Below are 26,595 nucleotides of genomic sequence, written 5' to 3'. Positions count from 1 at the left end.
TCCGGCGCGGCCCCTGCTCTGCGGGGGCGCATCACGTTGTGCTGTTCTTCCCTCGGGTTATGTGGAGCAGTTATGCCTTATTTACTTGAAATGAAAAGCATCACCAAACGCTTCGGCACGGTGAAAGCCGTCGACAACGTCAGCCTCCGGTTGAACCCCGGCGAAGTGGTTTCGCTGTGCGGTGAGAACGGTTCGGGCAAGTCGACGCTGATGAAAGTGTTGTGCGGGATCTACCCACACGGCAGCTACGAAGGCGAAATCGTCTTTGCCGGTGAAGTTATCCAGGCGACACACATCCGCGATACCGAACGCAAAGGCATCGCTATCATCCACCAGGAGTTGGCGCTGGTGAAGCATCTCACCGTGCTGGAGAACATTTTCCTCGGGGCCGAAATGTCCCGCCACGGCGTGCTGGATTACGACACCATGACGCTCCGCTGCGAAAAGCTGCTGGCGCAGGTGAGCCTCAACATTTCACCGGATACCCGCGTGGGGGATCTGGGCCTCGGGCAACAGCAGCTGGTCGAAATAGCAAAAGCACTAAATAAACAGGTCAGGCTGCTGATCCTTGATGAGCCAACGGCCTCGCTCACCGAACAGGAAACCGCGGTTCTGCTCAATATCATCCGCGACCTGCAAAACCACGGCATCGCCTGTATCTACATCTCGCACAAGCTGAACGAGGTCAAAGCCATTTCGGACACCATCTGCGTGATCCGCGACGGGCAGCACATCGGCACGCGAGAAGCCGCCGGGATGAACGAAGATGACATCATCACCATGATGGTGGGCCGCGAGCTGACGGCGCTCTACCCGAATGAGCCTCACGCTAAAGGCGATGAAGTGCTGCGCGTGGAAAACCTGACCGCGTGGCATCCCGTTAACCGCCATATCAAGCGCGTCAATAACGTCTCGTTTTCCCTTCATTGCGGTGAAATTCTTGGGATTGCGGGCCTCGTCGGTGCCGGGCGCACTGAAGCCGTACAGTGCCTGTTTGGCGTGTGGCCGGGGCGCTGGGAGGGCACGGTTTACATTGACGGACAGCCGGTGAATATCAACAACTGCCAGCAGGCGATTGCCCACGGCATTGCTATGGTGCCGGAAGATCGCAAAAAAGACGGCATCGTACCGGTGATGGCGGTGGGTAAAAACATTACGCTTGCGGCCCTCGATCGGTTCTCCGGCGCGCTGAGTAGCCTGGACGATGCCGCCGAGCAGCAGTGTATTCTCCAGTCACTTGCCCGGCTGAAGGTCAAAACCGCCTCACCGGAGCTGGCGATTGGCCGCCTGAGCGGGGGAAACCAGCAGAAGGCAATTCTGGCGCGCTGCCTGCTTCTCAATCCACGCATTTTAATCCTTGATGAGCCAACGCGCGGGATTGATATCGGTGCCAAATATGAAATCTACAAACTGATTAATCAGCTTGTACAGCAAGGGATTGCCGTCATTGTCATTTCGTCTGAGTTACCCGAAGTGCTCGGCCTGAGCGACCGCGTGCTGGTCATGCATGAGGGGAAACTGAAAGCCAACCTGATTAACCAGAACCTGACGCAGGAGCAGGTGATGGAAGCCGCTTTAAGGAGCGAACGTCATGTCGAAAAGCAATCCGTCTGATATCAAAGTCGCTGTTCCGACGCCCGGTGCGTTCGCGGGGCTGAAAGCGCTTAACCTGCAGGTTTTCGTGATGATCGCGGCCATTATCGTCATCATGCTGTTCTTTACCTTGATGACCGATGGCTCGTACTTAAGCGCGCGTAACGTCTCCAACCTGCTCCGCCAGACTGCCATCACCGGCATTCTGGCCGTGGGCATGGTGTTCGTGATTATCTCCGCTGAAATCGACCTGTCGGTCGGTTCGATGATGGGGCTCCTCGGCGGCGTAGCGGCGATTTTTGACGTGTGGCTCGGCTGGCCGCTGCCGCTGACCGTGGCGGTCACGCTGGTGCTGGGTCTGGTTCTGGGAGCCTGGAACGGCTGGTGGGTTGCCTACCGTAAGGTGCCATCGTTCATTGTCACCCTGGCGGGGATGCTGGCCTTCCGCGGGATCTTAATCGGCATCACCAACGGCACCACCGTCTCCCCGACCAGCGCGGCCATGTCGCAGATTGGCCAGAGTTACCTCTCAGATAGCGTGGGCTTTACCATCGGTGTGGTGGGGTTGCTGGCGTTTGTCGCGTGGCAGTGGCGTGGACGCATGCGCCGTCAGGCGCTGGGTCTGGCATCGCCTGCGTCAACGTCGGTGGTGGGACGTCAGGCGCTGACGGCGGTCATTGTGCTGGGCGCCATCTGGCTTCTGAATGACTATCGCGGTGTCCCGACCCCCGTCCTGCTGCTGGCGCTTTTACTGTTGGCCGGTATGTTTATGGCGACGCGCACCGCGTTTGGCCGCCGTATTTATGCCATTGGCGGCAACCTTGAGGCTGCTCGCCTCTCGGGTATCAACGTCGAACGTACCAAGCTGGCGGTTTTCGCCATTAACGGCCTGATGGTCGCTATCGCCGGGCTGATCCTCAGCTCGCGTCTCGGAGCCGGTTCTCCCTCAGCCGGGAACATCGCCGAGCTGGATGCTATCGCCGCCTGCGTCATTGGCGGCACCAGCCTCGCAGGGGGTATCGGTAGCGTGGCGGGCGCGGTCATGGGGGCATTTATCATGGCGTCGTTGGATAACGGGATGAGTATGATGGACGTCCCGACGTTTTGGCAGTATATCGTCAAGGGGGCCATTCTTTTACTGGCAGTCTGGATGGACTCGGCCACCAAGCGACGGGCCTGATAACCGTATTGTGACTTAATTGGGAAGTGAGCCATGTTTGAAAAGCGTCACCGCATTACGTTGTTATTCAATGCCAATAAAGCCTACGACCGTCAGGTGGTGGAAGGTGTTGGTGAATATTTGCAGGCGTCGCAATCCGAATGGGATATTTTTATTGAAGAAGATTTTCGCACCCGTCTGGAGAACATCAAAGACTGGCTGGGCGATGGCGTCATCGCGGACTATGACGATCCCGTCATCGAACAGCTGCTGACCGACGTCGACGTCCCTATAGTGGGCGTCGGCGGCTCCTACCATGCGCCCGAACACTATCCGCCGGTCCACTATATTGCCACCGATAACCATGCCCTGGTCGAGGCCGCCTTTCTTCATTTAAAAGAGAAAGGCGTCCATCGCTTCGCGTTTTATGGGTTACCGGCCGCCAGCGGCAAACGCTGGGCCGTCGAACGCGAGCACGCGTTTTGCCAGCTGGTCGCGCAGGAGAAATATCGCGGCGTGGTCTATCAGGGGCTGGAAACTGCACCGGAAAACTGGCAGCACGCGCAAAACCGCCTGGCGGACTGGCTGCAAACGCTGCCGCCGCAAACCGGTATTATCGCCGTGACGGACGCTCGCGCGCGGCACGTGCTGCAGGTCTGCGAACACTTACACATTCCGGTGCCCGAAAAGCTGTGCGTGATTGGCATTGATAACGAAGAACTGACCCGCTATCTGTCTCGCGTGGCGCTCTCCTCCGTTGCACAGGGCACGCGTCAGATGGGTTATCAGGCGGCGAAGCTGCTTCATCGTCTGCTGGATAAAGAATCTCTGCCGCTTCAGCGCCTGCTGGTTCCCCCTGTTCGCGTCGTGGAACGTCGCTCAACCGATTATCGTTCCTTAAGCGATCCGGCCGTTATTCGGGCCATGCACTATATTCGCAACCACGCCTGCAAAGGGATTAAGGTCGATCAGGTGCTGGATTCGGTGGGCATTTCGCGTTCAAATCTGGAGAAGCGTTTTAAAGAAGAGGTGGGCGAAACCATTCATGCCGTCATCCATGCTGAAAAGCTGGAGAAGGCACGTAGCCTCCTCATTTCCACGTCACTGTCGATCAACGAAATCTCGCAGATGTGCGGTTACCCGTCTCTGCAATATTTCTATTCGGTGTTCCGCAAAGAGTATGACACCACGCCGAAGGAGTATCGGGATCGCCACAGCGAGGTGCTGATATAGAAAAGAAAACGCCTTCCAGTGGAAGGCGTTTTTTTTAAGATTACATATGGGCGGCGATTAAGCGCTGGTTATCCTGGTACATGGCGAACAGATAGTTGTTATAGCTCTGTCCCTTTGTCGAATAACCTTTCAGCTTGTGGATCATCGTACTGGCCGTCACTTCCTGGTCCGCTTTACGCAGCTGAGCGCGTGATTTACGGAACGATGAGTAGGCCGGGTGCGTGTTCAGATTCACCACGTAGGCGCTGACGGAATCTTTCACGGATTCAAATTGCGAATAGCCTTTCACCTTGCCCGGCGCATTAGTACAATGACCTTTCACGCATTTCATGCCGAAAAGGTTGTTGTTGCTACGCGCAAGCTTAGACGTCCCCCAGCCGCTTTCGGCAGCAGCCATGGTCGCAACCATGCTGCCCGGGATGATATCCACACGCTCAAGGAGAGCATTCCACGGCACACGACGCGTGTTACCGTTCCAGCTCAGCTTGTAGCGCTTCGTGATATCTTTCAGACGCGCGCGCTCTGACGGCGACCAGCGGCTATCGTACTGTTTGGAAATCAGCCAGTTACGATCCGCAGTAATCGCGGCATTTTGACTCGTGATGTAAGGCATTACCGTCCGGAGAAACGCTTTTTTCCTTGGTGTTCCGGAAGGGTATTTTCGCAAATCAGGAAGTGAACTACTCTTTGCACTATTGCGAGAATACTCTTGTTTACTGCTAACCTTACTACTTGTCGTCTTTATTACGTGGGCTTTCTTACTCGTTGTATCCGTGTGCGTCTTCGCAAGCACCTCACCCGAAAATGCCGTGGTGAGTAACATGAGTATCGCAGCCCCATATCGTCGAATGGGAGTCGATATCATTAGGTCTCCTGGTCGGATGTAATCATCCCAACACCTTATTTTTTTCACAAATTTGAGAGCTGAATCTCAAATCATATCAAAAATAGACTTCAAGAGCACGTATAGAAATAGTCCAATTCCGAAACTATGTCACCTGAAACTTGCTCATAAAAACATCATTCCACAAAAACTGTGTGCGCTATCGCAGATAACTGCCTAATTTTGCGCGAGATCACTCATCCTCACGCTTCATCCTGGCAGAAAACGACAGGGGATGAGTTTTTGCTCTCCGCCTGATGGCACACTGGTCAAAAATGCCGCGACAGGAAAAAGGAATGAAACGTACCGCATTGGCCTTTCTGATGTTACCCGCTCTGGCGCATGCCGACTGGTCATCGCCGGGGTTTAGCACCTTTAGCGCCGAAGGCACAGGGGTCTTCACCAGCCAGGCAAAGCTTGCGAAGGGTACGCGTCCTCTGACGCTGAGTTTTGACAAGACGTGCTGGCAGCCTGCGAATGCGATAAAACTCAATGAGATGCTGTCTCTCAAGCCCTGTGAAGGCACGCCGCCGCAGTGGCGCCTTTTCCGCGACGGTGACTACCAGATGCGGATTGATACCCGCTCCGGCACGCCCACCCTGCTGCTGACGATTCAGAGTGCCGCAGAACAGCCGGTTGCAAACGTCATACGCCAGTGTCCAAAGTGGGACGGTAAGCCGCTGACGCTGGACGTCAGCCATACCTTCCCGGAAGGCTCCGTCGTGCGCGACTACTACAGTAAACAGACGGCGACGGTGCAGAATGGAAAAATCACCCTGCAGCCAGCCGCCAACAGTAACGGCCTGCTGCTGCTTGAGCGCGCCGAAACCGACAAGCCTGCGCCGTTTAGCTGGCAAAACGCCACCGTCTATTTTGTGCTGACCGACCGTTATGTTAATGGTGATCCGGGCAACGACAACAGCTACGGTCGCCATAAAGACGGTATGCAGGAGATTGGCACCTTCCACGGAGGCGACCTCAAGGGACTCGCCGGCAAGCTCGATTATTTACAGCAGCTGGGGGTGAACGCGCTCTGGATAAGCTCCCCGCTTGAGCAGATCCACGGCTGGGTAGGCGGTGGCACCAAAGGAGATTTCCCTCACTACGCCTATCACGGCTACTACACCCAGGACTGGACAAAGCTCGACGCCAACATGGGCACAGAAGATGATTTACGCCATCTTGTCGACGAAGCGCACAAGCGCGGGATCCGCGTTCTGTTTGATATCGTTATGAACCACGTTGGCTATGCCACGCTGGCAGACATGCAGGAATTTCAGTTTGGTGCTCTTTACCTTCAGGGTGATGAGCTGAAAAAGACGCTGGGAGAACGCTGGACGGACTGGAAGCCGGGCGCGGGCCAAAGCTGGCACAGCTTTAACGACTACATCAACTTTAGCGACAAAGCCGCATGGGAGAAATGGTGGGGTAAAAAGTGGATCCGCACGGACATCGGCGATTACGACAACCCTGGCTTCGACGATTTGACCATGTCGCTGGCTTTTCTGCCGGATCTGAAAACGGAATCCACGACGCCTTCCGGATTGCCAAACTTTTATCAACACAAGCCCGACACCCACGCGAAGGCCATCCTGGGGTATACCCCGCGCGACTACCTGACCCACTGGCTTAGCCAGTGGGTACGTGACTACGGCATCGACGGTTTTCGGGTGGATACGGCGAAACACGTTGAGCTTGCGGCCTGGCAACAGCTGAAAGACCAGGCAAGCCAGGCGCTGGCCGCCTGGAAAGGGGCGAACCCGGACAAAAAGCTCGACAACGCACCGTTCTGGATGACCGGGGAATCCTGGGGCCACGGGGTGATGCAAAGCGATTATTACCGCCACGGTTTTGACGCGATGATCAACTTTGATTATCAGGAGCAGGCGGCAAAAGCGGTGGATTGCCTGGCCGATATGGATCTCACCTGGCAGCAGATGGCGGAAAAGCTGCAAAGCTTCAACGTGCTGAGTTACCTCTCATCACACGATACGCGTCTGTTCCGCGAAGGGGGCCAGCGCGCGGCAGAGCTGCTTCTGCTGGCACCGGGCAGCGTGCAAATCTATTACGGGGATGAGTCCGAGCGTCCGTTCGGGCCAACAGGCTCCGACCCGCTGCAGGGCACCCGCTCGGATATGAACTGGCAGGACGTCACGGGCAAGCAGGCCTTAACCGTCGCCCACTGGCAAACGCTGGGTCAGTTCCGCGCCCGCCACCCGGCGATAGGTGAAGGCAAACAAACGACGCTGTCGCTGAAAGAAGGGTATGGCTTTGTGCGCGAGCACAATGGCGATAAGGTGATGGTGGTATGGGCAGGTAATCAATAACGGCATACTCCAGTACCCTCTCCCTGTGGGAGAGGGTTAGGGTGAGGGAAATCTCACCAGAATTATTCACTACTCAAATCCAACTACGCCATACAAAACAACAAATCCGACCACATCACCCGATTTGCACCAGCACGGTGCTAGCGTTATGGTTACCCACTTTCAAAATAAGCTCGACAGATCACCTGCTATGACGTTTTCACTTTTCGGCGACAAATTTACCCGCCATTCAGGCATTACTCGCCTGATGGAGGACCTCAACGACGGGCTGCGCACACCGGGCGCAATCATGCTCGGCGGCGGAAACCCGGCTCAAATCCCGGAGATGACGACCTATTTCCAGACGCTGCTCGCTCAGATGCTGGAAAGCGGTAAAGCAACCGATGCGCTTTGCAATTACGACGGCCCGCAGGGTAAAACCGAGCTGCTGGCACTCCTCGCCGAAATGCTGCGTGACGAGCTGGGTTGGGATATCGAACCACAGAATATTGCACTAACAAACGGCAGCCAGAGCGCGTTTTTCTACTTGTTTAACCTGTTCGCAGGGCGTCGCGCCGACGGCACAACCAAAAAAGTGCTGTTCCCGCTGGCACCGGAGTATATCGGCTACGCTGATTCCGGCCTGGAAGAGGATCTGTTCGTCTCCGCGCGCCCGAATATTGAGCTGCTGCCGGAAGGCCAGTTCAAATATCACGTCGATTTTGAACATCTGCATATTGGTGAAGAGACGGGCATGATCTGCGTATCGCGTCCGACTAACCCAACGGGCAACGTGATCACCGACGACGAACTGATGAAGCTGGATGCGCTCGCGAATCAGCACGGTATTCCGCTGGTGATCGATAACGCCTACGGCGTGCCGTTCCCGGGCATTATTTTCAGCGAAGCACGTCCGCTGTGGAATCCGAACATTGTCCTGTGCATGAGCCTCTCTAAACTGGGTCTGCCTGGCAGCCGCTGCGGCATCATCATCGCTAACGAGAAAATCATCACCGCCATTACCAACATGAACGGCATTATCAGCCTTTCACCGGGCGGCATTGGCCCGGCGATGATGTGCGAAATGATTAAGCGCAACGACCTGCTGCGTCTGTCCAATGACGTGATCAAACCGTTCTATTACCAGCGCGTTCAGGAGACGATTGCGACAATTCGCCGCTACTTGCCGGAAGAACGCTGCCTGATCCACAAGCCTGAAGGGGCGATTTTCCTGTGGCTGTGGTTTAAGGATTTGCCTATCACCACCGAGCTGCTCTACCAGCGCCTGAAAAAACGCGGCGTGCTGATGGTACCGGGCGATTATTTCTTCCCGGGGCTCGATAAGCCGTGGCCGCATACGCACCAGTGCATGCGCATGAACTATGTTCCCGACCCGGAAAAAATCGAAGCGGGGGTTAAGATTCTCGCCGAAGAAATCGAAAAAGCCTGGCGCGAAGGCAATTGTTAAAAAAATAAGGCTCTTCAAATGAAGAGCCTTATTTTTTCCGTGATCTATATCTTATATAAAGGATATATCATTCAGCTTTAACTCCCTATTACCCAAAGACATTGTTTAGGATAATTCCTGTTGTTTTAATGGCGCTGTAGTAATTAGGAAATAATTAAGTAGACGTTAAATAATAGTCTAATTAACTCTTTGTTATATATGATTTAAAACCAACACCCCTGACAGAAAATATCCTTGAAGCGAGTCTGTGTGCATTTTTAAAATACTGCATATACTCACTAATACGCCGCTCGGCGTTCTATTGCGTGGAGTATTTTTATGCTACCTAATAATGCTAGTCGCATCAGCGTAATTGCTGCTGCGGTACTGCTCGCGTTCTCTCTTTCTGCCTGCAGTGGAAGCGGTGGCGGATCTCACTCAACAGCCAAAAATAACCCTGCAACCGGAAGCAATACCGGCTCGGGTGATTGAAGTGGCACAACGGCTAACAATGGTGGTTCAGGTAGTAACGGATCGGGCTCAGGTTCAGGAACAGGGACTGGCTCGGGGACAGGCTCAGGAACGGGGACCGGAGGTAACGGCAGCGGAGGAACCGGAACAGGCAACACGGGCAGTGGCGGCACAACTACTGCAGGTGTGAATACTGTGCTGGGTGATGCCGGTAAAACAGTAACCAGCGTTGGCTCTACGGTGGATGGCCTTGGAAGCCAGCTTCCAACGAATAATCCCGTAACATCAACCGTTTCAACCACCGTCAGCGGGGTTGGCAGTGCCGTGTCCACCGTGGGGACAGGCGTTACGACTGGCATTGGCGATCCAAACAACGCGAACGGTGTGGGTACAACGGTTAAAGGCGTGACCACGTCGGTTACCTCCCTGGGCAATACCGTTTCAACGGTAGGCACGGGCCTGGCGAGTTCTACTTCAGGAACACCGGTCAGCGGCGTAACCGGCCTGACGGGCAGCGTGGTAAACAGCACCGGGCAACTGGTCAGTAACACCGGCACAGGTTTAACCAACACGGTAAGTAGCCCTGCTATAACGCAGGTAACAACCGATACCACGACCGTTGCCAACAAGACGCTGGGCGGAGTACAGGGCGTCACGCAAAGCGTGGGCACCACAACGGGTCTCGGCACACCGGTCAACGGTCTGCTGACTCAGGTGGGTACCACCGTCAGCGGCGTGGGGACCAACGTCAGCAACAGTAATAGCGGGCTTAGCGGTGTCGGTCAGGTCGTCCAGAACGTCGGTCAGACGGTTACGGATAGCGGCACGCTGGTGAAACCCGCCTCTTCGACAACCGGAGGAGGATCAGGCGCTCTCACAGCCAATGCAAATGTGGCGGCCACGAACAACAGCCTCGGTGCGACGGTTAATACGACCCTCAATACCCTGACTGCTGGCGTTACGGCCAATGCAGCGACAACATCAAGTCAAAATACGTCGACAACTAACCCGGTCAATGGCCTCAACACGTTAACCACAAGTCTGCTGACGCCAAAATAGGAATCCTTTTATTGCCTATCTGCGCCCCTGGTTCAGGGGCGCGTTATACAGCGACACTTACCCCAACCGGGGATTACGAACAGGGATAGCGCGATGAAAAACCATTTCCTTTTTTCGCTAACGGGGCTGGTTGTGCTGAGCATGGCCCGCGCCGATACACTGCCCTCTATTATTAACCCTGATAACCCGGCGCAAGTTTCTCGTAATATTGCCCCAGAACAGACTGAGGTCGTCCAACAGCCGAAAGTCAAAATAGAAAAACCGCAGTCAACGCTAACGCCTGAAACGCCCATTACCATTCATCACATTCAGTTTATTGGCGGCACGCGTTATCCCTTGCAGGAATTACTTAAACCCTTCAGGCCGTACGCCGGAAAAACCGTGCCGCTAAAAACGCTCACGGGGCTGGTAAATGATATTACGGCGCGCTACAAGGCGGACGGTTTTCCGCTCTCCTATGCCTGGCTGCCCGATAATAATTTCCAGCAGGGAAATATTAAAATTGTTCTGGTTGAAGGGTATGTCGCTCACAGTGACATCACCAGTAATAACCCTCACATCGCCGAGCGTCTTAAACGATTGTCAGAAAAAATCATGGCGGAAAAACCGCTGTCTCAGGATACGTTCGATCGCTATAGCCAGCTGATGACCCGTACCCCTAACGTTCCGGTCACGGCCAACGCGCAGCTGCCAACCAATATATATGGCGCGGCGGCAATGCAGATAACCGGTAATCAGGAGCGGAGCTGGAATATCGCCTCCACGATCGACACCCGTAAAGGGCAAGATTTAATGATGCTGAACGGAACGCTCAGCAACCTGACAAGCTATGGCGATCAGCTGGGCGTGGCTACGCTTATACCATTAGATAGCAACACGCGGAAAAACTATGTCGGTCTCAACTGGCAGCAGTTTTTAAACGATGAAGGGCTGACGATGCAGCTCAAAGGCAGCTATTACCGTGAAGATCCGCGAGATTTTTCCCCCCTGCTCTCTTTGCCCAATAATATTCAGGTCGATTCGAAGCAAAAAACAACGCAATACAACGGCGGCGTGACGTTTGGCTATCCATTGCTGCTGACGCAAAAATCACAAATTAATGTGACCAGCGGTTTTGATTACACCGACCGTCAGGATGATTATGCCCTGCAGGCCAGACTGCAGGGCAGAACCTTTAAGCTGGACTCCGTTAACCAACACGCGCGTTATCCTGCGCTGGAGGTGGGAATTAATGGTGCACATCAATTCACAACCGCCAGCGTCAGCGGCCGACTCAACGTCCGTCAGGGTATTGATGCGATGGGAGCCGATATCGTCTCAGCCCCTAAACCCGATATTAATTTTACGCTCACAAAAAGCTATCTGGACGCTGCCTGGCTGTTTGCCGATAAATGGCGGCTATCAACATCCTGGGAGGGAGACTGGTCTAATAACACGTTACCAGAGCCTGAACGCGTTAGCTTCGGTGCCCAGCGCTTTGGCCGCGGATATCAGGACAGTGAAGCGAGCGGTGATTACGGCTATGGCGGGCAGGTAGAACTGCGCTATATCCAGATGAGAAGAGAGAGCACCTGGCTTACCACCATCCAACCCTATATCCTGGCCGATACCGCGCAAACCTGGTTTAACACGGCCGGTTTACCTCATCAGCGGCTCGGGTCAGTTGCTACCGGGGTGATGATCGGCGATACGCGCCACTATAGCGTCACGGTGGAGGCGGCAAGACCCGTCGGGGATGTTCCGACAGACAGTCGCAACAGGGACTGGCGCTACAGTCTGACGTTCACGTGGAATTTCAATAAAATGCAGTAAGCTTTTCAGCCCGAATACTGCCAGGATCAACACAGCGCAGCGCGTGGGTTGGACAGGCCTCGACGCAGGCCGGTCCGCCTTCGCGATGCGCACATAAATCACATTTCAGCGCCTGCGCCCTATTTCCCTCCAGACGCACCTGCATCGCCCCAAACGGACACGCCACCACACAGCTTTTGCACCCAATGCAGCGCGACTGCTCAACGAGCCAGGCTCCGGCTGAACGTCGGATTGCGCTGGTTGGGCACACATTTGCACAGGGCGCATCCTCGCACTGATGACACCCGACCGCCGTGGTATATGCTCCCCCTTTCACCACCCGAATGCGGGGCATTAAATCATTTGAGGAGACAAATTCCTGATGCGACACCGCGCAGGCCACTTCACAGGTGCGGCACCCAATGCATTTTTCCGAGTCCGCCATGATATATCGGTTCATCTGTTACGCCTCTCGCATGTTAAAACCCGGCTCTTTGAGACAGTCTCTGCCATTTTACGCAGCGGCTTGAGCAATTACGCTTCTTTGCCTGCGTAAGCATGTGACGAATGCTTATAACGACCAGCGATCAGCCGAAAGTCAGGCAAGTCGGGCGAGAGTGCCCAATTTAATTTTCTTTAAGAATTATACACATGATACACATCTTTATTGATGGTGCGGATCGCATTAGCGTATCAGGAATATTAATGAGGACGTCATTACGGGAAAGGTAAACGGGAGTGCAGTACTATCAACTATGCCCGGCGGCGCTTCGCTTGCGCGGGCCTGCGTAAAGCTGCGATGGCAGGCCGGGTAAGGCGAAGCCGCCCCCCGGCTTTACCGCATCAGAAACGCCAGGTCAGGCCGGTCATCAGCGCGAAGCTGTCGTCGCGGTCGATCATCGGGCTGTTCTTCACGTCGTCAGGCAACACGGTGTAGACCGCGCTGGCGTTGAGGTACAGCTTCTGGGTTAACTGATATTTAGCCGCCAGGCCAACGTATGGCGTCCAGCTGTCACCGGCGGAGTATTGCTCCAGACCTGAGCGGCGAGACTCGCTGCCGGATACGCCGTAGTAGTAGTCGTTATAGCTTTCGTCGCTGTAGAACACACCAACAGAAGGCGTCAGGGTCAGGCGCTCCATTCGGATCGGACGGAAGTACGATACCTCGCCCACCACGCCACCGCTTTCATCCATCGCATCACCCGAGACCGCCACTTTCAGAGAACCCCAGCTTTCGTGGCGGTAGTACGCGCCGCCGAGGAAGGCAGAGGCTTTACGCTCATCGAGCTGCTTCATCTGATGGTCGTCGTTGTCATCAGGATCGAAATGCAGCGGCATCCACGATGCGGTCAGGCTGAGTTCATTTTTTGCGTCTTTCCACAGGATCCATCCGCCCGTGGTCTGGCGAACATAAAAGTTGTCGCCTTCGTAACTAATTAATGGTACTGCGGTAGTATTTTCGTTATAGCCTTTGTAAGGAGACTCATTAAATACGGCCCCCGCTCCTAGTGAAAAGTCACTGGCCATTGCTGAGGATGTTGCAAATAATGTGGCAGCGATGAGTAATTTGTATTTAAAAGTCATTACATGTAATCCATTAAAATGCCGAACAAGCGAGGAGCATAATAATGGTTACAAATTTGCCAATGCAACGCTGCGCTTTATATAATATTATATATAAAATCATATAGATGGGTGTGCAGAATGAGTAATTTACAGCTAAAGCCACGCGAATTAAAAATCATATCCGTCATCGCCGCAACTCGCAGCATTGGCGATGCCGCCGCCCTGCTGGGCATGGCGCAGGCCAACGTCAGCAAATATCTGTCTGATTTTGAAACACGGGTTGGACTCAAGGTTTTTGAACGCACCACGCGCCAGCTGGCGCTTACTCAGTTCGGTGAAGCGTTACTTCCCTACGTTAACGCCACGCTGGATAAAAACACTCAACTTGTTAATTTCATTGCTGATTATAAGCATGAGAAACGTGGGAAAGTCACGATTTACGCCCCTACGGGTATTGTGACCTATCTGTCGCGGCATGTGATCCACAAAATCGAGGATATCGGTGACATCCGCATATCCCTGAAAACGTACAATCTGGATCGCAATGAATTTGCCGAAGGTGTTTCATTTCCAGATGACTGCGATATTTTAATTACCTATGCGCAACCGAAAGACGAAAGTCTGGTCGCCAGCGTGTTGACAAAATATTCCGTTACGGCATTCGCAACCCTTGAGTATTTAAATAAACATCCCATAACGGGGCCTGAAGATTTAATTAATCATTCCTGTATTCTCATTGACTCCATGCTGGTTGATGATGCAAACATCTGGCGTTTCCGCGTGCACGGCAGTGATAACGTGCATGACTACCGGGTGACCGGTAATTATATTTGCGACAATACGCAGACGGCCCTGGAGCTGGCAAGAAATAATCTTGGGATTGTTTTTGCGCCAAAAGAGAGTCTGAAAAAAGAATTAACGCAAGGGATGCTGGTCCCCTGCTTTCCGCACCAGGAGGAATGGTGGCTCGATCTGACGGCCATCTTCCACAAACGCGAATACCAGCCCTGGCGTGTGCAATACGTTCTGGATGGCGTTCTGAACTGCCTGCGCCAGCAAATTGCTCAGGCCGCCCATGGACGGCCTGAGCAGGGCGATTAGAACAGCCCCAGCGGTTTATCAGAGTAGCTGACCAGCAAACATTTCGTCTGCTGGTAATGCTCCAGCATCATCTTATGGGTTTCACGCCCGATGCCCGATTGCTTATAACCGCCAAATGCCGCGTGCGCAGGATAGGCATGGTAGCAGTTGGTCCATACACGCCCGGCCTGAATGCCTCTGCCCATTTTATAGGCCAGATTACCGTTGCGGCTCCAGACGCCTGCCCCCAGGCCATACGGCGTGTCGTTGGCAATCTCCAGCGCCTCCTCCATCGTTTTGAAGGTGGTCACGGCCAGCACAGGTCCGAAAATTTCCTCCTGGAAGACGCGCATGTTGTTCTGACCGAACAGGATCGTCGGCTCAAGGTAATACCCTTCCTGCAGATCCCCGCCGAGCACTTTACGGCGACCACCGGTCAGAATATCCGCCCCTTCTTTCCTGCCGATATCAATGTAGTTGAGGATAGTTTCCAGCTGTCCGTGCGAGACCTGCGCCCCCATCTGCGTGACGTTATCGAGCGGGTTACCGCTGCGGATTGACTCGACGCGGCGAATGGCCCGCTCCATAAAGCGCTCATAGATGGACTCCTGAACCAGCGCGCGGCTTGGGCAGGTACAGACTTCGCCCTGGTTAAACGCAAACAGCGCAAATCCTTCCAGGGCTTTATCGAAGAAGGCATCTTCTTCCTCCATTACGTCCGCGAAAAAGATGTTCGGGGATTTCCCGCCCAGCTCCAGGGTCACCGGAATAATGTTCTGCGTGGCGTACTGCATGATTTGCTGACCCACTTCCGTCGAGCCTGTAAACGCCACTTTAGCGATGCGTTTTGAGGTGGCCAGATATTCTCCGATCTCACCGCCCGCACCGTTAACCACGTTAATAACGCCCGGCGGCAGAAGATCGCCAACGATTTCCATCAGCAGCAGCACCGAGAGCGGGGTCAGACGCGCCGGTTTCAGCACAATGCAGTTCCCGGCCGCCAGCGCGGGCGCCATTTTCCAGCTCGCCATCAGCAGCGGGAAGTTCCATGGAATGATTTGCCCGACGACGCCCAGCGGCTCGTGGAAGTGATATGCCACGGTGTCGCTGTCTACCTCGCTTATTCCCCCCTCCTGAGCGCGAATGCAGGAGGCAAAATAGCGGAAGTGGTCGATGGCAAGCGGCACGTCTGCCGCCATCGTTTCCCGGATCGGCTTGCCGTTATCCCAGGTTTCCGCCGTCGCCAGCAGCTCCAGATTCTGCTCCATCCGGTCGGCAATTTTGAACAAAATGGCCGCACGGTCCTGAACGGAGGTATGGCCCCATTTATCTTTCGCTTTGTGCGCCGCATCCAGCGCCAGATCGATATCGCGCTTGCCGGAGCTGGCTATCTCGCACAGCGGCTGGCCGGTAACGGGAGTCAGGTTGGAATAGTATTCGCCGTCGACGGGAGCCACCCAGTCGCCGCCAATAAAGTTGTCATAACGAGGTTTCAGCCTCAGGGGAAAACCATACTCGCCGGGCTGGATACGCGATGAGAGAGGATTGTTTGTCATGACCGTCTCCTTGCTGTTGGTGTACAACAAGGGTAGTTACGGCTGGCGATTTTCTCGCCAACCGGTAACGGCGTTTACGACGGGGGTCACGGAGTTTCAGGAAATAATAACGAATCACGTAATAAATGATCGTTACCACGACGGCGGGTAAAGCCAATGCGGTTGAAATACTCCAGGATCTGAATCGCCAGCTTGCGGCCCACGTTCAGCCGGTCACGGAAATCGGCCGCGCAGGTAGAGCCCCGCTCCTGATCCAGCTCGCGGATCAGGTTGGCAAACGCCACAATGCGATCGTTACGGTAATAACGATCTTTCACGATCGCGACTATCAGCCCCTGCTGCGCCGCATGGCGCAATACCTGACGCATCACCTGCTCATCGGTATTCGTTTCGCGGGCCAGATCGCGAACCCACCACGGCTCATCGCCAAACAGCGAGGCCACTTTTTGCCATGCTGCCTCTTGATCTGCGGTGAACCCGGCCTTGTGATCCGGCAGATGCAGCCAGCCGTGGTGGCTTTTTATCGCCCCGCTTTCGCGCATGTTTTCAATCAGCAGCAGCACCAGCGCATCGTCTTCCATCGGCAGCGCCATGCGTCGCAGCCGCTCGCGGCCCCGGCCAGGCTCATCCTGATGCTGCTCATGGTACGTCGCCAGCGTGTTCAGTATCTTACGCTGCCAGCGTGCAGCAACCGGGGCATTAAGCAGGCTGTTGCCGGCCTGAATAAAGCCCGGTTCTTGTGTCAGCTGCCGTAAGCCTTCCCCGCTCAGCTGGCGTGCCCATGCAAAATCACTCAGACTCACCGCACCGCGTTCAAGATGCACCCGCAGCGCGGCGTTATCATCGCTGGCCTGCGCCAGCGCTGCCAGCCACTGCAGATATTCAGGTTTACGCTTGCCGCGTCGCGGTGGATTCAGCGCGACGACCCTTGCTCCGGCCAGCGTTTCCCGCGCGGAAATATCACGCAGTACCAGACGATCGTTGTCTGCCAGCCAGAGCGGGGAATCGAATACCAGTTCGGCAAGGTCGTTTTCCAGCAGCGACACGCGGCCGGTGATATGGCTGGCCGCGTGGTGAATATGCAGCGGCTGCCATTGGGTCAGGGGCACGTTTGTCTGCAGAGAAACAATGACGCGTTCAGACGGTTCATGCGGAGCATCGGCCAGCAGCCAGTCCCCGCGGTTAAGCTGCTCTTTTTCCGCATCACCGGCTATGTTCAGCGCGATCCGCTGCCCGGCATGAGCGCGCTCTGCGGGCTGGTTTTGCGCATGCAGGCCGCGCACGCGCATCGGTTTGTTAACGCCCGTCAGCCACAGGCTATCCCCCACCTTCACTTCACCGCTCAGCGCCGTACCGGTCACCACCAGACCCGCCCCTTTGACGGTAAACGCCCGGTCAATGGCCAGACGGAAGCGGTGATGGCTGGCGTGGTCACGCGACGAAAGCTGCTGTAAGTGGTGACGAAGTTCATCGATACCGCGCCCTTCTGTCGCCACGGTGACAAAAAGCGGTGCATCGGCAAAACCATACTCCCGCAGGGTCGCCTGTACCGTTTCGCGCACCTCGCTGACGCGTGCGTCATCCACGCGATCGGCTTTGGTCAGCGCCACGGTCAGCTGCGGGTTGCCGGTCAGCTGCAGGATCGCCAGGTGCTCACGGGTTTGCGCCATGACGCCATCATCGCAGGCCACCACCAGCAGGGCATGGTCGATACCCCCCACGCCCGCCAGCATGTTGGACAGAAACTTTTCATGCCCCGGAACATCTATAAAACCCAGTACGCGGCCATCAGGCTGGGGCCAGTAGGCATAGCCCAGATCGATGGTCATGCCGCGCTTTTTCTCTTCCGGCAGACGGTCGGCGTTTATGCCGGTGATCGCCTGCAGCAACGTGGTTTTTCCGTGGTCGACATGACCGGCGGTGGCAATAATCATTTCAACAACATCTCCAGAAATCGCTCTTCATCTTCAAGGCAGCGCAGATCCAGCCACATTCGGCCATCGTAAATCCGCCCGATAACCGACGCAGGCAGGCCACGCCAGCGCGACGACAGGGCTTCAAGATGGCTACCGCGCCCGTCACGCGGGGTGAACGTGAGCGCTTCACTCGGTAACCTGTCCACCGGCAGCGAACCGCTGCCAATCTGCGACTGGCAGGGTTCAATGCGAACGTCAAAATCGGGGTAGTGCGGGGCAATGCGCGGCAGCAGTAACTCGGCCTGGGCGCGAATCGAGGCGGCATCACGGGTTAACAGACGCAGCGTGGGCAGGCAGTCGGCCAGTTTCTCCGGGTGGAGATAAAGCCGCAGCGTCGCCTCCAGCGCGGCAAGCGTCATTTTATCAGCTCGCAGGGCGCGCTTGAGCGGATGCTGCTGCAGCTTCGCAATCAGCTCGCGCTTGCCGACGATAATCCCGGCCTGCGGCCCGCCCAGCAGCTTGTCGCCGGAAAAGCTGACCAGGCTGACGCCCGCAGCAATCATCTCTTGCGGCATCGGCTCTTTCGGCAGACCGTACTGACTGAGATCGACCAGCGAGCCGCTGCCGAGATCGGCAATCACCGGGATATTAAGTTCCTGCCCAATCGCCGCCAGCCCGGCCTCGTCAACCGTTTTGGTGAACCCTTCAATATGGTAATTACTGGTGTGAACCTTCATCAGCAGGGCAGTATTTTCATTCACCGCCGCGCGATAATCTTTCGCATGGGTACGGTTAGTGGTGCCCACCTCATGCAGCGTACAGCCCGCCTGGCGCATCACGTCCGGAATGCGGAACGCCCCGCCAATCTCCACCAGCTCGCCGCGGGAAACCACCACCTCTTTGCCGCTGGCGGTCGCCGCCAGCATCAGCAGTACCGCTGCGGCGTTGTTATTCACTATGCAGGCATCTTCCGCGCCGGTCAGCTGGCACAGCAGGTCCGCCAGCGCCCGGTCACGATGCCCGCGTCCGGCGCCGTCCAGATCGTACTCCAGCGTCACGGGCGTTCGCATGGCCTGCACGACCGCAGCTACGGCCTCTTCCGCCTGCTGCGCGCGCCCCAGGTTAGTGTGCAGCACGGTACCCGTCAGGTTAATCACAGGCCGTAGCGCGCTTTGCGCTTTCTCATCCAGCCGGTGCTCCACTTCTTGCTCCCACGCATTACACCAGTCGGGCAAGGCATTTTCGGCCTGAATAGCGCATCGGGCTTCATTCTGAAGCAGGCGTAACATCTCCACCGTCGCGGTATGGCCGAAACGCTCAACAACAGCATGAATGCGGGGATCGCGAAGAAGACGGTCGGTAGCGGGGATCTGGCTGTACAGCGATTGATGAGTAGTCATGAAAGCGCCTGGCGAGTGAATATCTTCCCCCCTCCCGACGGGAGAGGGAGTTAACATGTGGGGGGATTGTACCGCCTCCGACGTCGAAGTGTTATAACCCGCATCAAGCCTTTGGTGGTTCGGTGCGGGCAAAGCTCTCGCGGCTAAAGAGCGTTTCTGCGAGCTTCACAAGCAGCGGACGGTCAACGCACCAGCCAGGGGAAACCCGGCGGAAGTTGAGATAGCCGATAGCGCAGGCGATGGCGATGGTCGCCAGGTTCAGGCTGTCGGTTTGAATCTTTCCCTCCTGGATGAGCTGTTCGCATCTGTCCAGGCTGCGGCTGATTTTTTCACGCTGGCGTAACAGCTCCGTTTCCGACTGCTGGCCGGCAGGCCTTGCCTGCTCACGTACAGAGGTTAATGCCGCGTCCATAATGCCATCGGCCAGCGCTTCGACCTGCTTAACCGCCAGCGCCGCTTTTGGATCGGCTGGCAGCATAGCCGGTGCAACGCCCAGCAGCTCGATATACTCCGCAATAATCGGGGAATCGAACCAGTATTCGCCCTCGTCTGTGACCAGCGCCGGGACTTTCCCCAGCGGGTTATACTGCGCGACGCCGTTTTCCGCGTTGTAGGGCTGTTCATTAATGAATTCAAATTCAATCCCCTTCTCCAGCAGGAGAACCGAGATTTTTCGCACGAAGGGACTGGTATAGCTGCCGATGAGTTTCATTGCCTGATCCTTGATGCCGGAAAAAAGTCAGTATGGATCAAGCGATGAAAAAAGGGCAGGTTTGCATGCCGCATTCCTGCCCTGGAGGGATTAGTGATCGAGATAGAGGTAGTGCATCCAGCTGGTCATACGTAACAGTACCTTTCGCATGACCGAGACGTGGGCGAAATGGTCCGAATAAACTGCAACCTGGGCATAGATACCGTCCGGCAGAGCATCGACTTCGGCGTTGGGCTCCAGCTCTATAAGCGCCTGAACGCCGTCCATCCCCGGCACCACCGTCAGCGACTGCAGCGCGCCCTGCGCCTGATAGGTTCCCCCAGGCACCACCGGCAGAATACTGGTGAGCTTCCCGGAGAACACCTGACCCGGCAGCGCGTTAAACACCACTTCCGCTTCATCGCCCGGTTTCAAACGCAGCAGCGAGTTCTGGCGGAACTGGGCCACAATCAGACGCTTCTGTTCAGGGATAAAGACCATTACCGGACGCAGAGGCAGCGCGGCGGCATAGGTCCCCGGACGAATCAGTACCTGGGTGATATAACCATCGCTCGGCGCACGCACCACGGTCTGCTCCAGATTGTATTTGGCTTCGGCAAGCTGGGCGCGTAAGGAGGCAATCTGCGATTGCTCGCCGTTCACCATGCTGTCTAACTGGCTTTGAATCTGCGTCTGCTCAGCCACGGAGCCTTTCACCAGCGCATCCTGCGCCAGATAGTTCTGCCGCGCGTTGTCGATATCGCTTTCAGAGAACGGATTCACCTTTGCCTGGCTGCCTTTCAGGTAGCGCTGATAATCTTTATACAGGCGGTCACGCTCTGCCGAGACGCGCGTGGTATTAGCGACGGCCTCCACCAGCTGCGCTTTGAGATTGTCGATGTTGTGCGTCGCGGTCACCAGGTCGGCCTGGAGTCTGTCGACGCGCGCCTGGTAGCGGCCCGGATCAAGTTTAAATAACACTTCACCTTTTTTAATAAGCTGGTTATTTTTATCGGTCACTTCACTGACCACCCCGGTAACCTGCGGCGTAACAGGAATAGAAATAACCGCTTTTTGCGCCGTAAAGGTGTACGGGTGGTTATAGTTCATTAACAGAATAAGACCGGCAACAATAAACACCCCGCCTAACGTTGCGGTGGCAAGCGTCCACTGGTTTACCGGAATACGGAATATTTTAAAAATCACCCAGGCAAATGCCACATAGGTCAAAATAATTAACAGATCCATGATTAGCGCTCCAGCGTGTTCTTATCAGCAGCAGGCTTTACCGCGGCCAGCTTTTGTTCAAGTTCCGCCACGCGTTTGGCGAGCGCATCCATGCCCGGGACTTCATCAGGCTTTGTAATGTGGTTTTGCATACCCCAGCCGCGATCTTCACGGTACAGCGTGGCCCAAATCCACAGGAACGGCCAGATGGCATGGAGCGTAAACAGGCTAATCCAGCCTGCCGTATGAATCGCATCGGCATGGGGATGGTTACGCTTTTTGGCCATATTATAAGGAATGTCATGAATGGCGATGATTCCGTAAAACAGAACCAGAAATACAAAAATTAATACGCCCAGCGCGAAATAGTTGAGAAACATATTCTCCTCACTTAAACAACGTCAACTTATTAAATTAATAAAACAGTACACAGCCTAATTAATTTATTTTAAATAAAAAAAGTATACTGATTATTTCAGAGCCGGGGAGTATCGGTTTTTATAATATCTCCATGCAAGTTTATAAGCGTGTCAAAATATATCCTGAATAATAATATACTTAAGCTTACAATATGAGCGTAATCCACGTTTTAACTTTTCGCCATACCACACATCAAAAGTGTTTTTTTAGCTTAACGTGTCGTGCAAGGTCATCCTGACGCCGATCGCAGCCGGAGAAATCTGCATAAAAATATTTTGTGAAATCAGTCACAATCCAGAAACAAACCTTCAAAACCAAAGCGTGACACTCATCACATAAAAGGGTGTTTTTTGCCGCTTTTCTCGCCATCGTATTTTTTTTGGCCATACATTTTGTGATTCAGATCACCCCATTAATGTCCACACCCCCTACATTTACGTGATACACGTCACATAAATTTTCGTTGTCTGGACAGTTGAACGATTCAGTGCCAGATTTCACAGCATCAGAACAGGGCCCGGCTACCTCTGCCGCCTCATTAACAATAAACCTCGGGCCGCAAGCCTAAGCGTAAACAGAAGAAGGGGTGTTTTATGTCATCCGATTTCAAGATCAAAGTTCAAAGCTTTGGTCGTTTCCTCAGCAACATGGTGATGCCAAATATCGGCGCGTTTATCGCGTGGGGTATCATCACTGCATTGTTCATTCCGACAGGGTGGTTGCCTAACGAAACGCTGGCGAAACTTGTTGGCCCAATGATTACCTATCTCCTGCCGCTGCTCATCGGTTTCACCGGTGGTCGTCTGGTGGGCGGTGACCGTGGTGGCGTAGTGGGCGCTATCACGACCATGGGTGTTATCGTCGGTGCGGATATGCCGATGTTCCTCGGTGCAATGATTGCCGGTCCTCTGGGCGGCTGGGCGATTAAGAAATTCGACGTCTGGGTTGATGGTAAGATCAAATCCGGCTTCGAAATGCTGGTGAACAACTTCTCTGCGGGCATCATCGGGATGATCCTCGCGATTCTGGCGTTCCTCGGCATTGGCCCTGCGGTTGAAGTGCTGTCCAAAATTCTGGCGGCAGGCGTTAACTTCATGGTGGCGCACGACATGCTTCCGCTGGCGTCTATCTTCGTTGAACCGGCTAAAATCCTGTTCCTGAACAACGCCATCAACCACGGTATCTTCTCGCCGCTGGGTATTCAGCAGTCTCACGATCTCGGCAAGTCTATCTTCTTCCTGATTGAAGCTAACCCAGGTCCGGGTATGGGCGTACTGCTGGCGTACATGTTCTTTGGGCGCGGCAGCGCTAAGCAGTCCGCTGGCGGTGCGGCAATCATTCACTTCCTGGGCGGTATTCACGAAATTTACTTCCCGTACGTGCTGATGAACCCACGTCTGATCCTGGCCGTTATCCTTGGCGGTATGACCGGCGTATTCACCCTGAGCGTGCTGGGCGGCGGTCTGGTGTCTCCGGCCTCTCCGGGTTCTATCCTGGCGGTACTGGCGATGACGCCAAAAGGGGCGTACTTCGCGAACATCGCGGCCATCTGTGCGGCCATGGCCGTCTCCTTCGTGGTCTCTTCTATTCTGCTGAAAACCAGCAAAGTGAAAGAAGACGACGATATTGAAGCGGCAACCCGTCGTATGCACGACATGAAAGCCGAATCCAAAGGCGCAACCCCACTGACCGCGGGCGATGTCTCTAACGACCTGAGCCACGTGCGTAAAATCATCGTTGCCTGTGATGCCGGTATGGGTTCCAGCGCGATGGGTGCAGGCGTGCTGCGTAAGAAAGTGCAGGATGCGGGCCTGACCAACATCTCCGTCACCAACAGCGCCATTAACAGCCTGCCGCCGGACGTTGACCTGGTCATCACGCACCGCGACCTGACCGAACGTGCCATGCGCCAGGTGCCGCAGGCACAGCATATTTCGCTGACCAACTTCCTCGACAGCGGCCTGTACTCCAGCCTGACCGAACGTCTGGTTGCGGCGCAGCGTCACGAAGACAACGAAGTGAAAGTGCGCTCCAGCCTGCAGGACAGCTTTGACGAGAGCAACGCCCACCTGTTCAAACTGGGTGCGGAAAACATCTTCCTCGGTCGTACTGCGGCCACCAAAGAAGAAGCGATTCGCTTTGCCGGTGAGCAGCTGGTGAAAGGCGGCTACGTTCAGCCTGAATATGTTGACGCGATGCTGGAACGCGAAAAGCTGACGCCAACCTACCTGGGCGAATCCATCGCGGTGCCGCACGGCACGGTTGAAGCGAAAGATCGCGTCCTGAAAACCGGCGTCGTATTCTGTCAGTATCCGCAGGGCGTGCGCTTCGGTGAAGAAGAAGATGACATCGCCCGTCTGGTGATTGGTATCGCCGCTCGCAACAACGAGCATATTCAGGTGATTACCAGCCTGACCAACGCGCTGGATGATGAGTCCGTCATTGAGCGTCTGGCCAATACCACCAGCGTGGAAGAAGTGCTGGCTCTGCTGAACAAATAAGTTCTCTTCCCTCTCCCCTCAGGGGAGAGGGCTAGGGTGAGGGGAAACGTTCCTCACCCCAGCCCTCTCGGGTAAAAACATTGATGAAGGTTAACACTATGAAAGCATTACATTTTGGCGCAGGTAATATCGGTCGTGGTTTTATCGGTAAACTGCTGGCAGACGCGGGCATTACGCTGACATTCGCCGATGTGAATCAGGTTGTCCTGGATGCCCTGAATGCGCGTCATAGCTATCAGGTTCATGTGGTCGGTGAAAACGAGCAGGTTGAGACAGTATCCGGCGTCAACGCGGTCAGCAGCATCGGTGAAGACGTTATCGACCTTATCGCCAGCGTTGATCTGGTTACCACGGCGGTAGGCCCGGTTGTCCTTGAGCGCATCGCCCCTGCAGTCGCGAAAGGCCTGGCAAAACGTAAAGCGCAGGGCATCGACACTCCGCTGAACATCATCGCCTGTGAAAACATGGTGCGCGGCACAACGCAGCTGAAAGGCCACGTTCTTAACGCTGTAGCAGACGAAGACAAAGCCTGGGTTGAAGCGCACGTCGGGTTTGTGGATTCCGCTGTGGATCGCATCGTTCCGCCGTCTGAATCCGCCACCAACGACCCGCTGGAAGTGACTGTGGAAACCTTCAGCGAGTGGATCGTAGATAAAACCCAGTTTAAAGGCGCCCTGCCGACCATTCCGGGAATGGAATTAACCGATAACCTGATGGCATTTGTCGAACGCAAACTCTTCACGCTGAACACCGGGCATGCTATAACCGCGTACCTCGGAAAATTGGCCGGTCATCAGACCATTCGTGACGCGATCCTCGATGAGAAGATCCGCGCTGTGGTAAAAGGTGCAATGGAAGAGAGCGGCGCGGTGCTGATCAAACGCTACGGTTTTGATGCTGAGAAACACGCAGCATACATCCAGAAAATCCTCGGTCGCTTTGAAAACCCGTATCTGAAAGATGACGTTGAGCGCGTGGGCCGTCAGCCTCTGCGTAAACTGAGCGCGGGCGATCGCCTGATTAAGCCGCTGCTGGGCACGCTGGAATACGGCCTGCCGCACGCCAACCTGGTGAAAGGGATTGCCGCGGCGATGCACTACCGCAGCGAGCAGGACCCGCAGGCGCAGGAACTGGCTCAGCTGATTGATACCAAAGGCGCGCAGGCTGCGCTGGCGCAGATTTCCGGTCTGGACGCCAACAGCGACGTGGTTGTGGAGGCGGTTAACGCATACAGCACAACCAAATGATGCAGAATGCGGCGCAGGTTAGCCTGCGCCCAGATAATAGATTGTCAGATATGCAGGCAATAATGGAACAAACCCAGGCCTTTGAAAATCGTGTGCTTGAGCGTCTGAATGCTGGCAAAACCGTACGAAGCTTCCTGATTGCCGCCGTCGAATTACTGACCGAGGCGGTGAACATTCTGGTGCTTCAGGTGTTTCGCAAAGACGACTACGCGGTAAAGTATGCTGTAGAACCGTTACTGGACGGAGACGGACCGCTGGGCGATTTGTCCGTGCGTCTGAAGCTAATTTATGGTCTTGGCGTGCTGAACCGGCAAGAGTATGAAGACGCGGAGCTGTTAATGGCGCTGCGCGAAGAACTCAATCATGACGGTAACGAGTACACCTTTACCGATGATGAGATCCTGGGGCCCTTCGGCGAGCTGCACTGCGTCACCGCGCTGCCTCCTGCTCCCCATTTTGATAACAGCGACCCTGAGCTATACGCGATGCAAAAGCTGCGTTATCAACAGGTTGTCCGTTCCACGATGGTTCTCTCCCTGACTGAGCTGATTTCCCGAATCAGCTTAAAAAAAGCGTTTCAGAAGTAAGCCTGCTCACATTGGTGTATCCTTCCCTGTAAATTCCCCGTTTTCAGAGTCATTTGTCATGAAAGAAGTCGAAAAGAACGAAATTAAACGCCTGAGCGACCGCCTGGATCTGATCCGCCACCAGATGGCGGGCCTGTCACTGGTCGATTCCGCCGAGAAGTACGCCGAGCTGGAAAAAGAAGCCGCCACGCTGGAAACAGAAATCGAGCGCCTGCGCGAAGTGAAAGGTCAGAAGCTGAGCAAAGAAGCGCAGAAGCTGATGAACATGCCGCATCGCCGCGCGATTACCAAAAAAGAACAGGCCGACATGGGCAAGCTGAAAAAAAGCGTCCGTGGTCTGGTGGTGGTACACCCGATGACCGAGCTTGGCCGCGAAATGGGCCTGAAAGAGATGACAGGTTTTTGTAAGACGGCTTTTTAACCGCTCTTCCCCTTTCCCTATGGGAGAGGGCCGGGGTGAGG

22 protein-coding genes are annotated in these 26,595 nt (G+C 55.1%); 13 read left to right on the top strand and 9 right to left on the bottom strand.

The features are described from left to right. Positions 1-72 precede the first annotated feature (72 nt). Genes KGP24_RS01070 through xylR form a run of 3 tightly spaced genes read left to right on the top strand, consistent with a single transcriptional unit; the run spans position 73 to position 3,985 of the window. The gene (locus KGP24_RS01070; RefSeq protein WP_223562093.1) at positions 73-1,614 is read left to right on the top strand and encodes a xylose ABC transporter ATP-binding protein; all 1,542 of its coding nucleotides are present in this window, start codon (positions 73-75) and stop codon (positions 1,612-1,614) included. Then, positions 1,592-2,773, top strand: a complete 1,182-nt coding sequence (gene xylH, locus KGP24_RS01065; protein ID WP_223562092.1) for a xylose ABC transporter permease XylH — start codon at positions 1,592-1,594, stop codon at positions 2,771-2,773. Before KGP24_RS01070 ends, xylH begins: the two co-directional genes overlap by 23 nt. Before the next feature lie 33 nt (positions 2,774-2,806). Beyond that, positions 2,807-3,985, top strand: a complete 1,179-nt coding sequence (xylR, locus tag KGP24_RS01060; RefSeq protein ID WP_223562091.1) for a D-xylose utilization transcriptional activator XylR — start codon at positions 2,807-2,809, stop codon at positions 3,983-3,985. Between the two features lie 40 nt (positions 3,986-4,025). Here xylR and KGP24_RS01055 read toward each other — a convergent pair whose 3' ends face one another. Next, on the bottom strand, positions 4,026-4,850 hold the full coding sequence (locus KGP24_RS01055) for a protein bax (RefSeq protein WP_223562090.1): 825 nt from the start codon (positions 4,848-4,850) through the stop codon (positions 4,026-4,028). Positions 4,851-5,164: 314 nt separating this feature from the next. Between KGP24_RS01055 and KGP24_RS01050 the strand changes: the two genes are divergently transcribed. From KGP24_RS01050 to KGP24_RS01030, 5 genes are all read left to right on the top strand, one after another. Beyond that, on the top strand, positions 5,165-7,195 hold the full coding sequence (locus KGP24_RS01050) for an alpha-amylase (protein WP_223562089.1): 2,031 nt from the start codon (positions 5,165-5,167) through the stop codon (positions 7,193-7,195). A 190-nt stretch (positions 7,196-7,385) separates the two neighbouring features. Beyond that, positions 7,386-8,642: a valine--pyruvate transaminase gene (gene avtA, locus KGP24_RS01045; RefSeq protein WP_213330172.1), complete on the top strand. Its 1,257-nt coding sequence runs from the start codon at positions 7,386-7,388 to the stop codon at positions 8,640-8,642. Positions 8,643-9,045: 403 nt separating this feature from the next. Beyond that, positions 9,046-9,282 carry a hypothetical protein gene (locus tag KGP24_RS01040; RefSeq protein WP_223562088.1) on the top strand — a complete coding sequence of 79 codons (237 nt, stop codon included), beginning with the start codon at positions 9,046-9,048 and terminating at the stop codon, positions 9,280-9,282. Positions 9,283-9,287: 5 nt separating this feature from the next. Next, the gene (locus KGP24_RS01035) at positions 9,288-10,151 is read left to right on the top strand and encodes a collagen-like triple helix repeat-containing protein (protein ID WP_223562087.1); all 864 of its coding nucleotides are present in this window, start codon (positions 9,288-9,290) and stop codon (positions 10,149-10,151) included. 93 nt (positions 10,152-10,244) lie between these two features. Then, positions 10,245-11,963: a POTRA domain-containing protein gene (locus KGP24_RS01030; protein ID WP_223562086.1), complete on the top strand. Its 1,719-nt coding sequence runs from the start codon at positions 10,245-10,247 to the stop codon at positions 11,961-11,963. Here the strand turns inward: KGP24_RS01030 and KGP24_RS01025 are convergent. Continuing rightward, on the bottom strand, positions 11,947-12,402 hold the full coding sequence (locus KGP24_RS01025; protein ID WP_223562085.1) for a 4Fe-4S dicluster domain-containing protein: 456 nt from the start codon (positions 12,400-12,402) through the stop codon (positions 11,947-11,949). The genes KGP24_RS01030 and KGP24_RS01025 overlap by 17 nt on opposite strands. Positions 12,403-12,785: 383 nt before the next feature. Further along, complete coding sequence (locus KGP24_RS01020) at positions 12,786-13,526, bottom strand: MipA/OmpV family protein (protein WP_223562084.1); 741 nt, start codon at positions 13,524-13,526, stop codon at positions 12,786-12,788. Positions 13,527-13,646: 120 nt separating this feature from the next. On the opposite strand from KGP24_RS01020, the gene KGP24_RS01015 reads away from it, so the two are divergent. Next, positions 13,647-14,609 carry a LysR family transcriptional regulator gene (locus tag KGP24_RS01015; RefSeq protein WP_194401677.1) on the top strand — a complete coding sequence of 321 codons (963 nt, stop codon included), beginning with the start codon at positions 13,647-13,649 and terminating at the stop codon, positions 14,607-14,609. On the opposite strand, the gene aldB is transcribed toward KGP24_RS01015, so the two are convergent. From aldB to KGP24_RS00985, 6 genes are all read right to left on the bottom strand, one after another. Continuing rightward, positions 14,606-16,144 (bottom strand): aldehyde dehydrogenase AldB, encoded by a 1,539-nt coding sequence (aldB, locus tag KGP24_RS01010; protein ID WP_223562083.1) that lies wholly within the window; start codon positions 16,142-16,144, stop codon positions 14,606-14,608. The two genes, KGP24_RS01015 and aldB, sit on opposite strands and share 4 nt — an antisense overlap. A gap of 86 nt (positions 16,145-16,230) precedes the next feature. Next, positions 16,231-18,078, bottom strand: a complete 1,848-nt coding sequence (gene selB, locus KGP24_RS01005; RefSeq protein ID WP_223562082.1) for a selenocysteine-specific translation elongation factor — start codon at positions 18,076-18,078, stop codon at positions 16,231-16,233. Then, a complete protein-coding gene (gene selA / locus KGP24_RS01000; RefSeq protein ID WP_223562081.1) occupies positions 18,075-19,460 on the bottom strand; it encodes an L-seryl-tRNA(Sec) selenium transferase in 1,386 nt (461 codons plus the stop codon). Before selA ends, selB begins: the two co-directional genes overlap by 4 nt. Before the next feature lie 103 nt (positions 19,461-19,563). Beyond that, positions 19,564-20,172 carry a glutathione S-transferase gene (locus KGP24_RS00995; protein ID WP_223562080.1) on the bottom strand — a complete coding sequence of 203 codons (609 nt, stop codon included), beginning with the start codon at positions 20,170-20,172 and terminating at the stop codon, positions 19,564-19,566. Between the two features lie 90 nt (positions 20,173-20,262). Continuing rightward, entirely contained in the window at positions 20,263-21,399 is a 1,137-nt protein-coding gene (locus tag KGP24_RS00990; RefSeq protein WP_194401672.1) for an HlyD family secretion protein, read from the bottom strand. A gap of 2 nt (positions 21,400-21,401) precedes the next feature. After that, complete coding sequence (locus KGP24_RS00985) at positions 21,402-21,758, bottom strand: DUF3302 domain-containing protein (protein ID WP_024906600.1); 357 nt, start codon at positions 21,756-21,758, stop codon at positions 21,402-21,404. 633 nt (positions 21,759-22,391) lie between these two features. Between KGP24_RS00985 and KGP24_RS00980 the strand changes: the two genes are divergently transcribed. The 4 genes from KGP24_RS00980 (at position 22,392) to KGP24_RS00965 (ending at position 26,554) form a co-directional block, all read left to right on the top strand. Then, the gene (locus tag KGP24_RS00980) at positions 22,392-24,299 is read left to right on the top strand and encodes a PTS mannitol transporter subunit IICBA (RefSeq protein WP_194401671.1); all 1,908 of its coding nucleotides are present in this window, start codon (positions 22,392-22,394) and stop codon (positions 24,297-24,299) included. Positions 24,300-24,382: 83 nt separating this feature from the next. Further along, positions 24,383-25,546, top strand: coding sequence for a mannitol-1-phosphate 5-dehydrogenase (gene mtlD, locus KGP24_RS00975; protein WP_223562079.1), 1,164 nt, complete (start codon positions 24,383-24,385; stop codon positions 25,544-25,546). Beyond that, positions 25,543-26,133: a mannitol operon repressor MtlR gene (mtlR, locus tag KGP24_RS00970; RefSeq protein ID WP_047347596.1), complete on the top strand. Its 591-nt coding sequence runs from the start codon at positions 25,543-25,545 to the stop codon at positions 26,131-26,133. The genes mtlD and mtlR overlap by 4 nt, the downstream gene beginning before the upstream one ends. Before the next feature lie 58 nt (positions 26,134-26,191). Continuing rightward, positions 26,192-26,554 carry a YibL family ribosome-associated protein gene (locus tag KGP24_RS00965; RefSeq protein ID WP_010436679.1) on the top strand — a complete coding sequence of 121 codons (363 nt, stop codon included), beginning with the start codon at positions 26,192-26,194 and terminating at the stop codon, positions 26,552-26,554. Positions 26,555-26,595: the final 41 nt, after the last annotated feature.

Origin of the sequence: Enterobacter sp. JBIWA008 (genome assembly GCF_019968765.1) — a bacterium.
Classification (GTDB): domain Bacteria; phylum Pseudomonadota; class Gammaproteobacteria; order Enterobacterales; family Enterobacteriaceae; genus Enterobacter.
Note: the sequence above shows the minus strand (reverse complement) of the source record. Positions and strands in the feature narration are given on the sequence as shown.

What these genes read in the sequence shown, in the direction of transcription:
- xylH (WP_223562092.1), top strand. Translation starts at nt 1,592, where the DNA reads ATGTCGAAAAGCAATCCGTCTGATATCAAAGTCGCTGTTCCGACGCCC.
- xylR (WP_223562091.1), top strand. Translation starts at nt 2,807, where the DNA reads ATGTTTGAAAAGCGTCACCGCATTACGTTGTTATTCAATGCCAATAAA.
- aldB (WP_223562083.1), bottom strand. Translation starts at nt 16,144, where the DNA reads ATGACAAACAATCCTCTCTCATCGCGTATCCAGCCCGGCGAGTATGGT.
- avtA (WP_213330172.1), top strand. Translation starts at nt 7,386, where the DNA reads ATGACGTTTTCACTTTTCGGCGACAAATTTACCCGCCATTCAGGCATT.
- KGP24_RS00995 (WP_223562080.1), bottom strand. Translation starts at nt 20,172, where the DNA reads ATGAAACTCATCGGCAGCTATACCAGTCCCTTCGTGCGAAAAATCTCG.
- KGP24_RS01055 (WP_223562090.1), bottom strand. Translation starts at nt 4,850, where the DNA reads ATGATATCGACTCCCATTCGACGATATGGGGCTGCGATACTCATGTTA.
- KGP24_RS00980 (WP_194401671.1), top strand. Translation starts at nt 22,392, where the DNA reads ATGTCATCCGATTTCAAGATCAAAGTTCAAAGCTTTGGTCGTTTCCTC.
- KGP24_RS01020 (WP_223562084.1), bottom strand. Translation starts at nt 13,526, where the DNA reads ATGACTTTTAAATACAAATTACTCATCGCTGCCACATTATTTGCAACA.
- KGP24_RS01015 (WP_194401677.1), top strand. Translation starts at nt 13,647, where the DNA reads ATGAGTAATTTACAGCTAAAGCCACGCGAATTAAAAATCATATCCGTC.
- KGP24_RS00985 (WP_024906600.1), bottom strand. Translation starts at nt 21,758, where the DNA reads ATGTTTCTCAACTATTTCGCGCTGGGCGTATTAATTTTTGTATTTCTG.
- KGP24_RS01070 (WP_223562093.1), top strand. Translation starts at nt 73, where the DNA reads ATGCCTTATTTACTTGAAATGAAAAGCATCACCAAACGCTTCGGCACG.
- mtlR (WP_047347596.1), top strand. Translation starts at nt 25,543, where the DNA reads ATGATGCAGAATGCGGCGCAGGTTAGCCTGCGCCCAGATAATAGATTG.
- KGP24_RS00990 (WP_194401672.1), bottom strand. Translation starts at nt 21,399, where the DNA reads ATGGATCTGTTAATTATTTTGACCTATGTGGCATTTGCCTGGGTGATT.
- KGP24_RS01050 (WP_223562089.1), top strand. Translation starts at nt 5,165, where the DNA reads ATGAAACGTACCGCATTGGCCTTTCTGATGTTACCCGCTCTGGCGCAT.
- KGP24_RS00965 (WP_010436679.1), top strand. Translation starts at nt 26,192, where the DNA reads ATGAAAGAAGTCGAAAAGAACGAAATTAAACGCCTGAGCGACCGCCTG.
- KGP24_RS01030 (WP_223562086.1), top strand. Translation starts at nt 10,245, where the DNA reads ATGAAAAACCATTTCCTTTTTTCGCTAACGGGGCTGGTTGTGCTGAGC.
- selB (WP_223562082.1), bottom strand. Translation starts at nt 18,078, where the DNA reads ATGATTATTGCCACCGCCGGTCATGTCGACCACGGAAAAACCACGTTG.
- selA (WP_223562081.1), bottom strand. Translation starts at nt 19,460, where the DNA reads ATGACTACTCATCAATCGCTGTACAGCCAGATCCCCGCTACCGACCGT.
- mtlD (WP_223562079.1), top strand. Translation starts at nt 24,383, where the DNA reads ATGAAGGTTAACACTATGAAAGCATTACATTTTGGCGCAGGTAATATC.
- KGP24_RS01025 (WP_223562085.1), bottom strand. Translation starts at nt 12,402, where the DNA reads ATGAACCGATATATCATGGCGGACTCGGAAAAATGCATTGGGTGCCGC.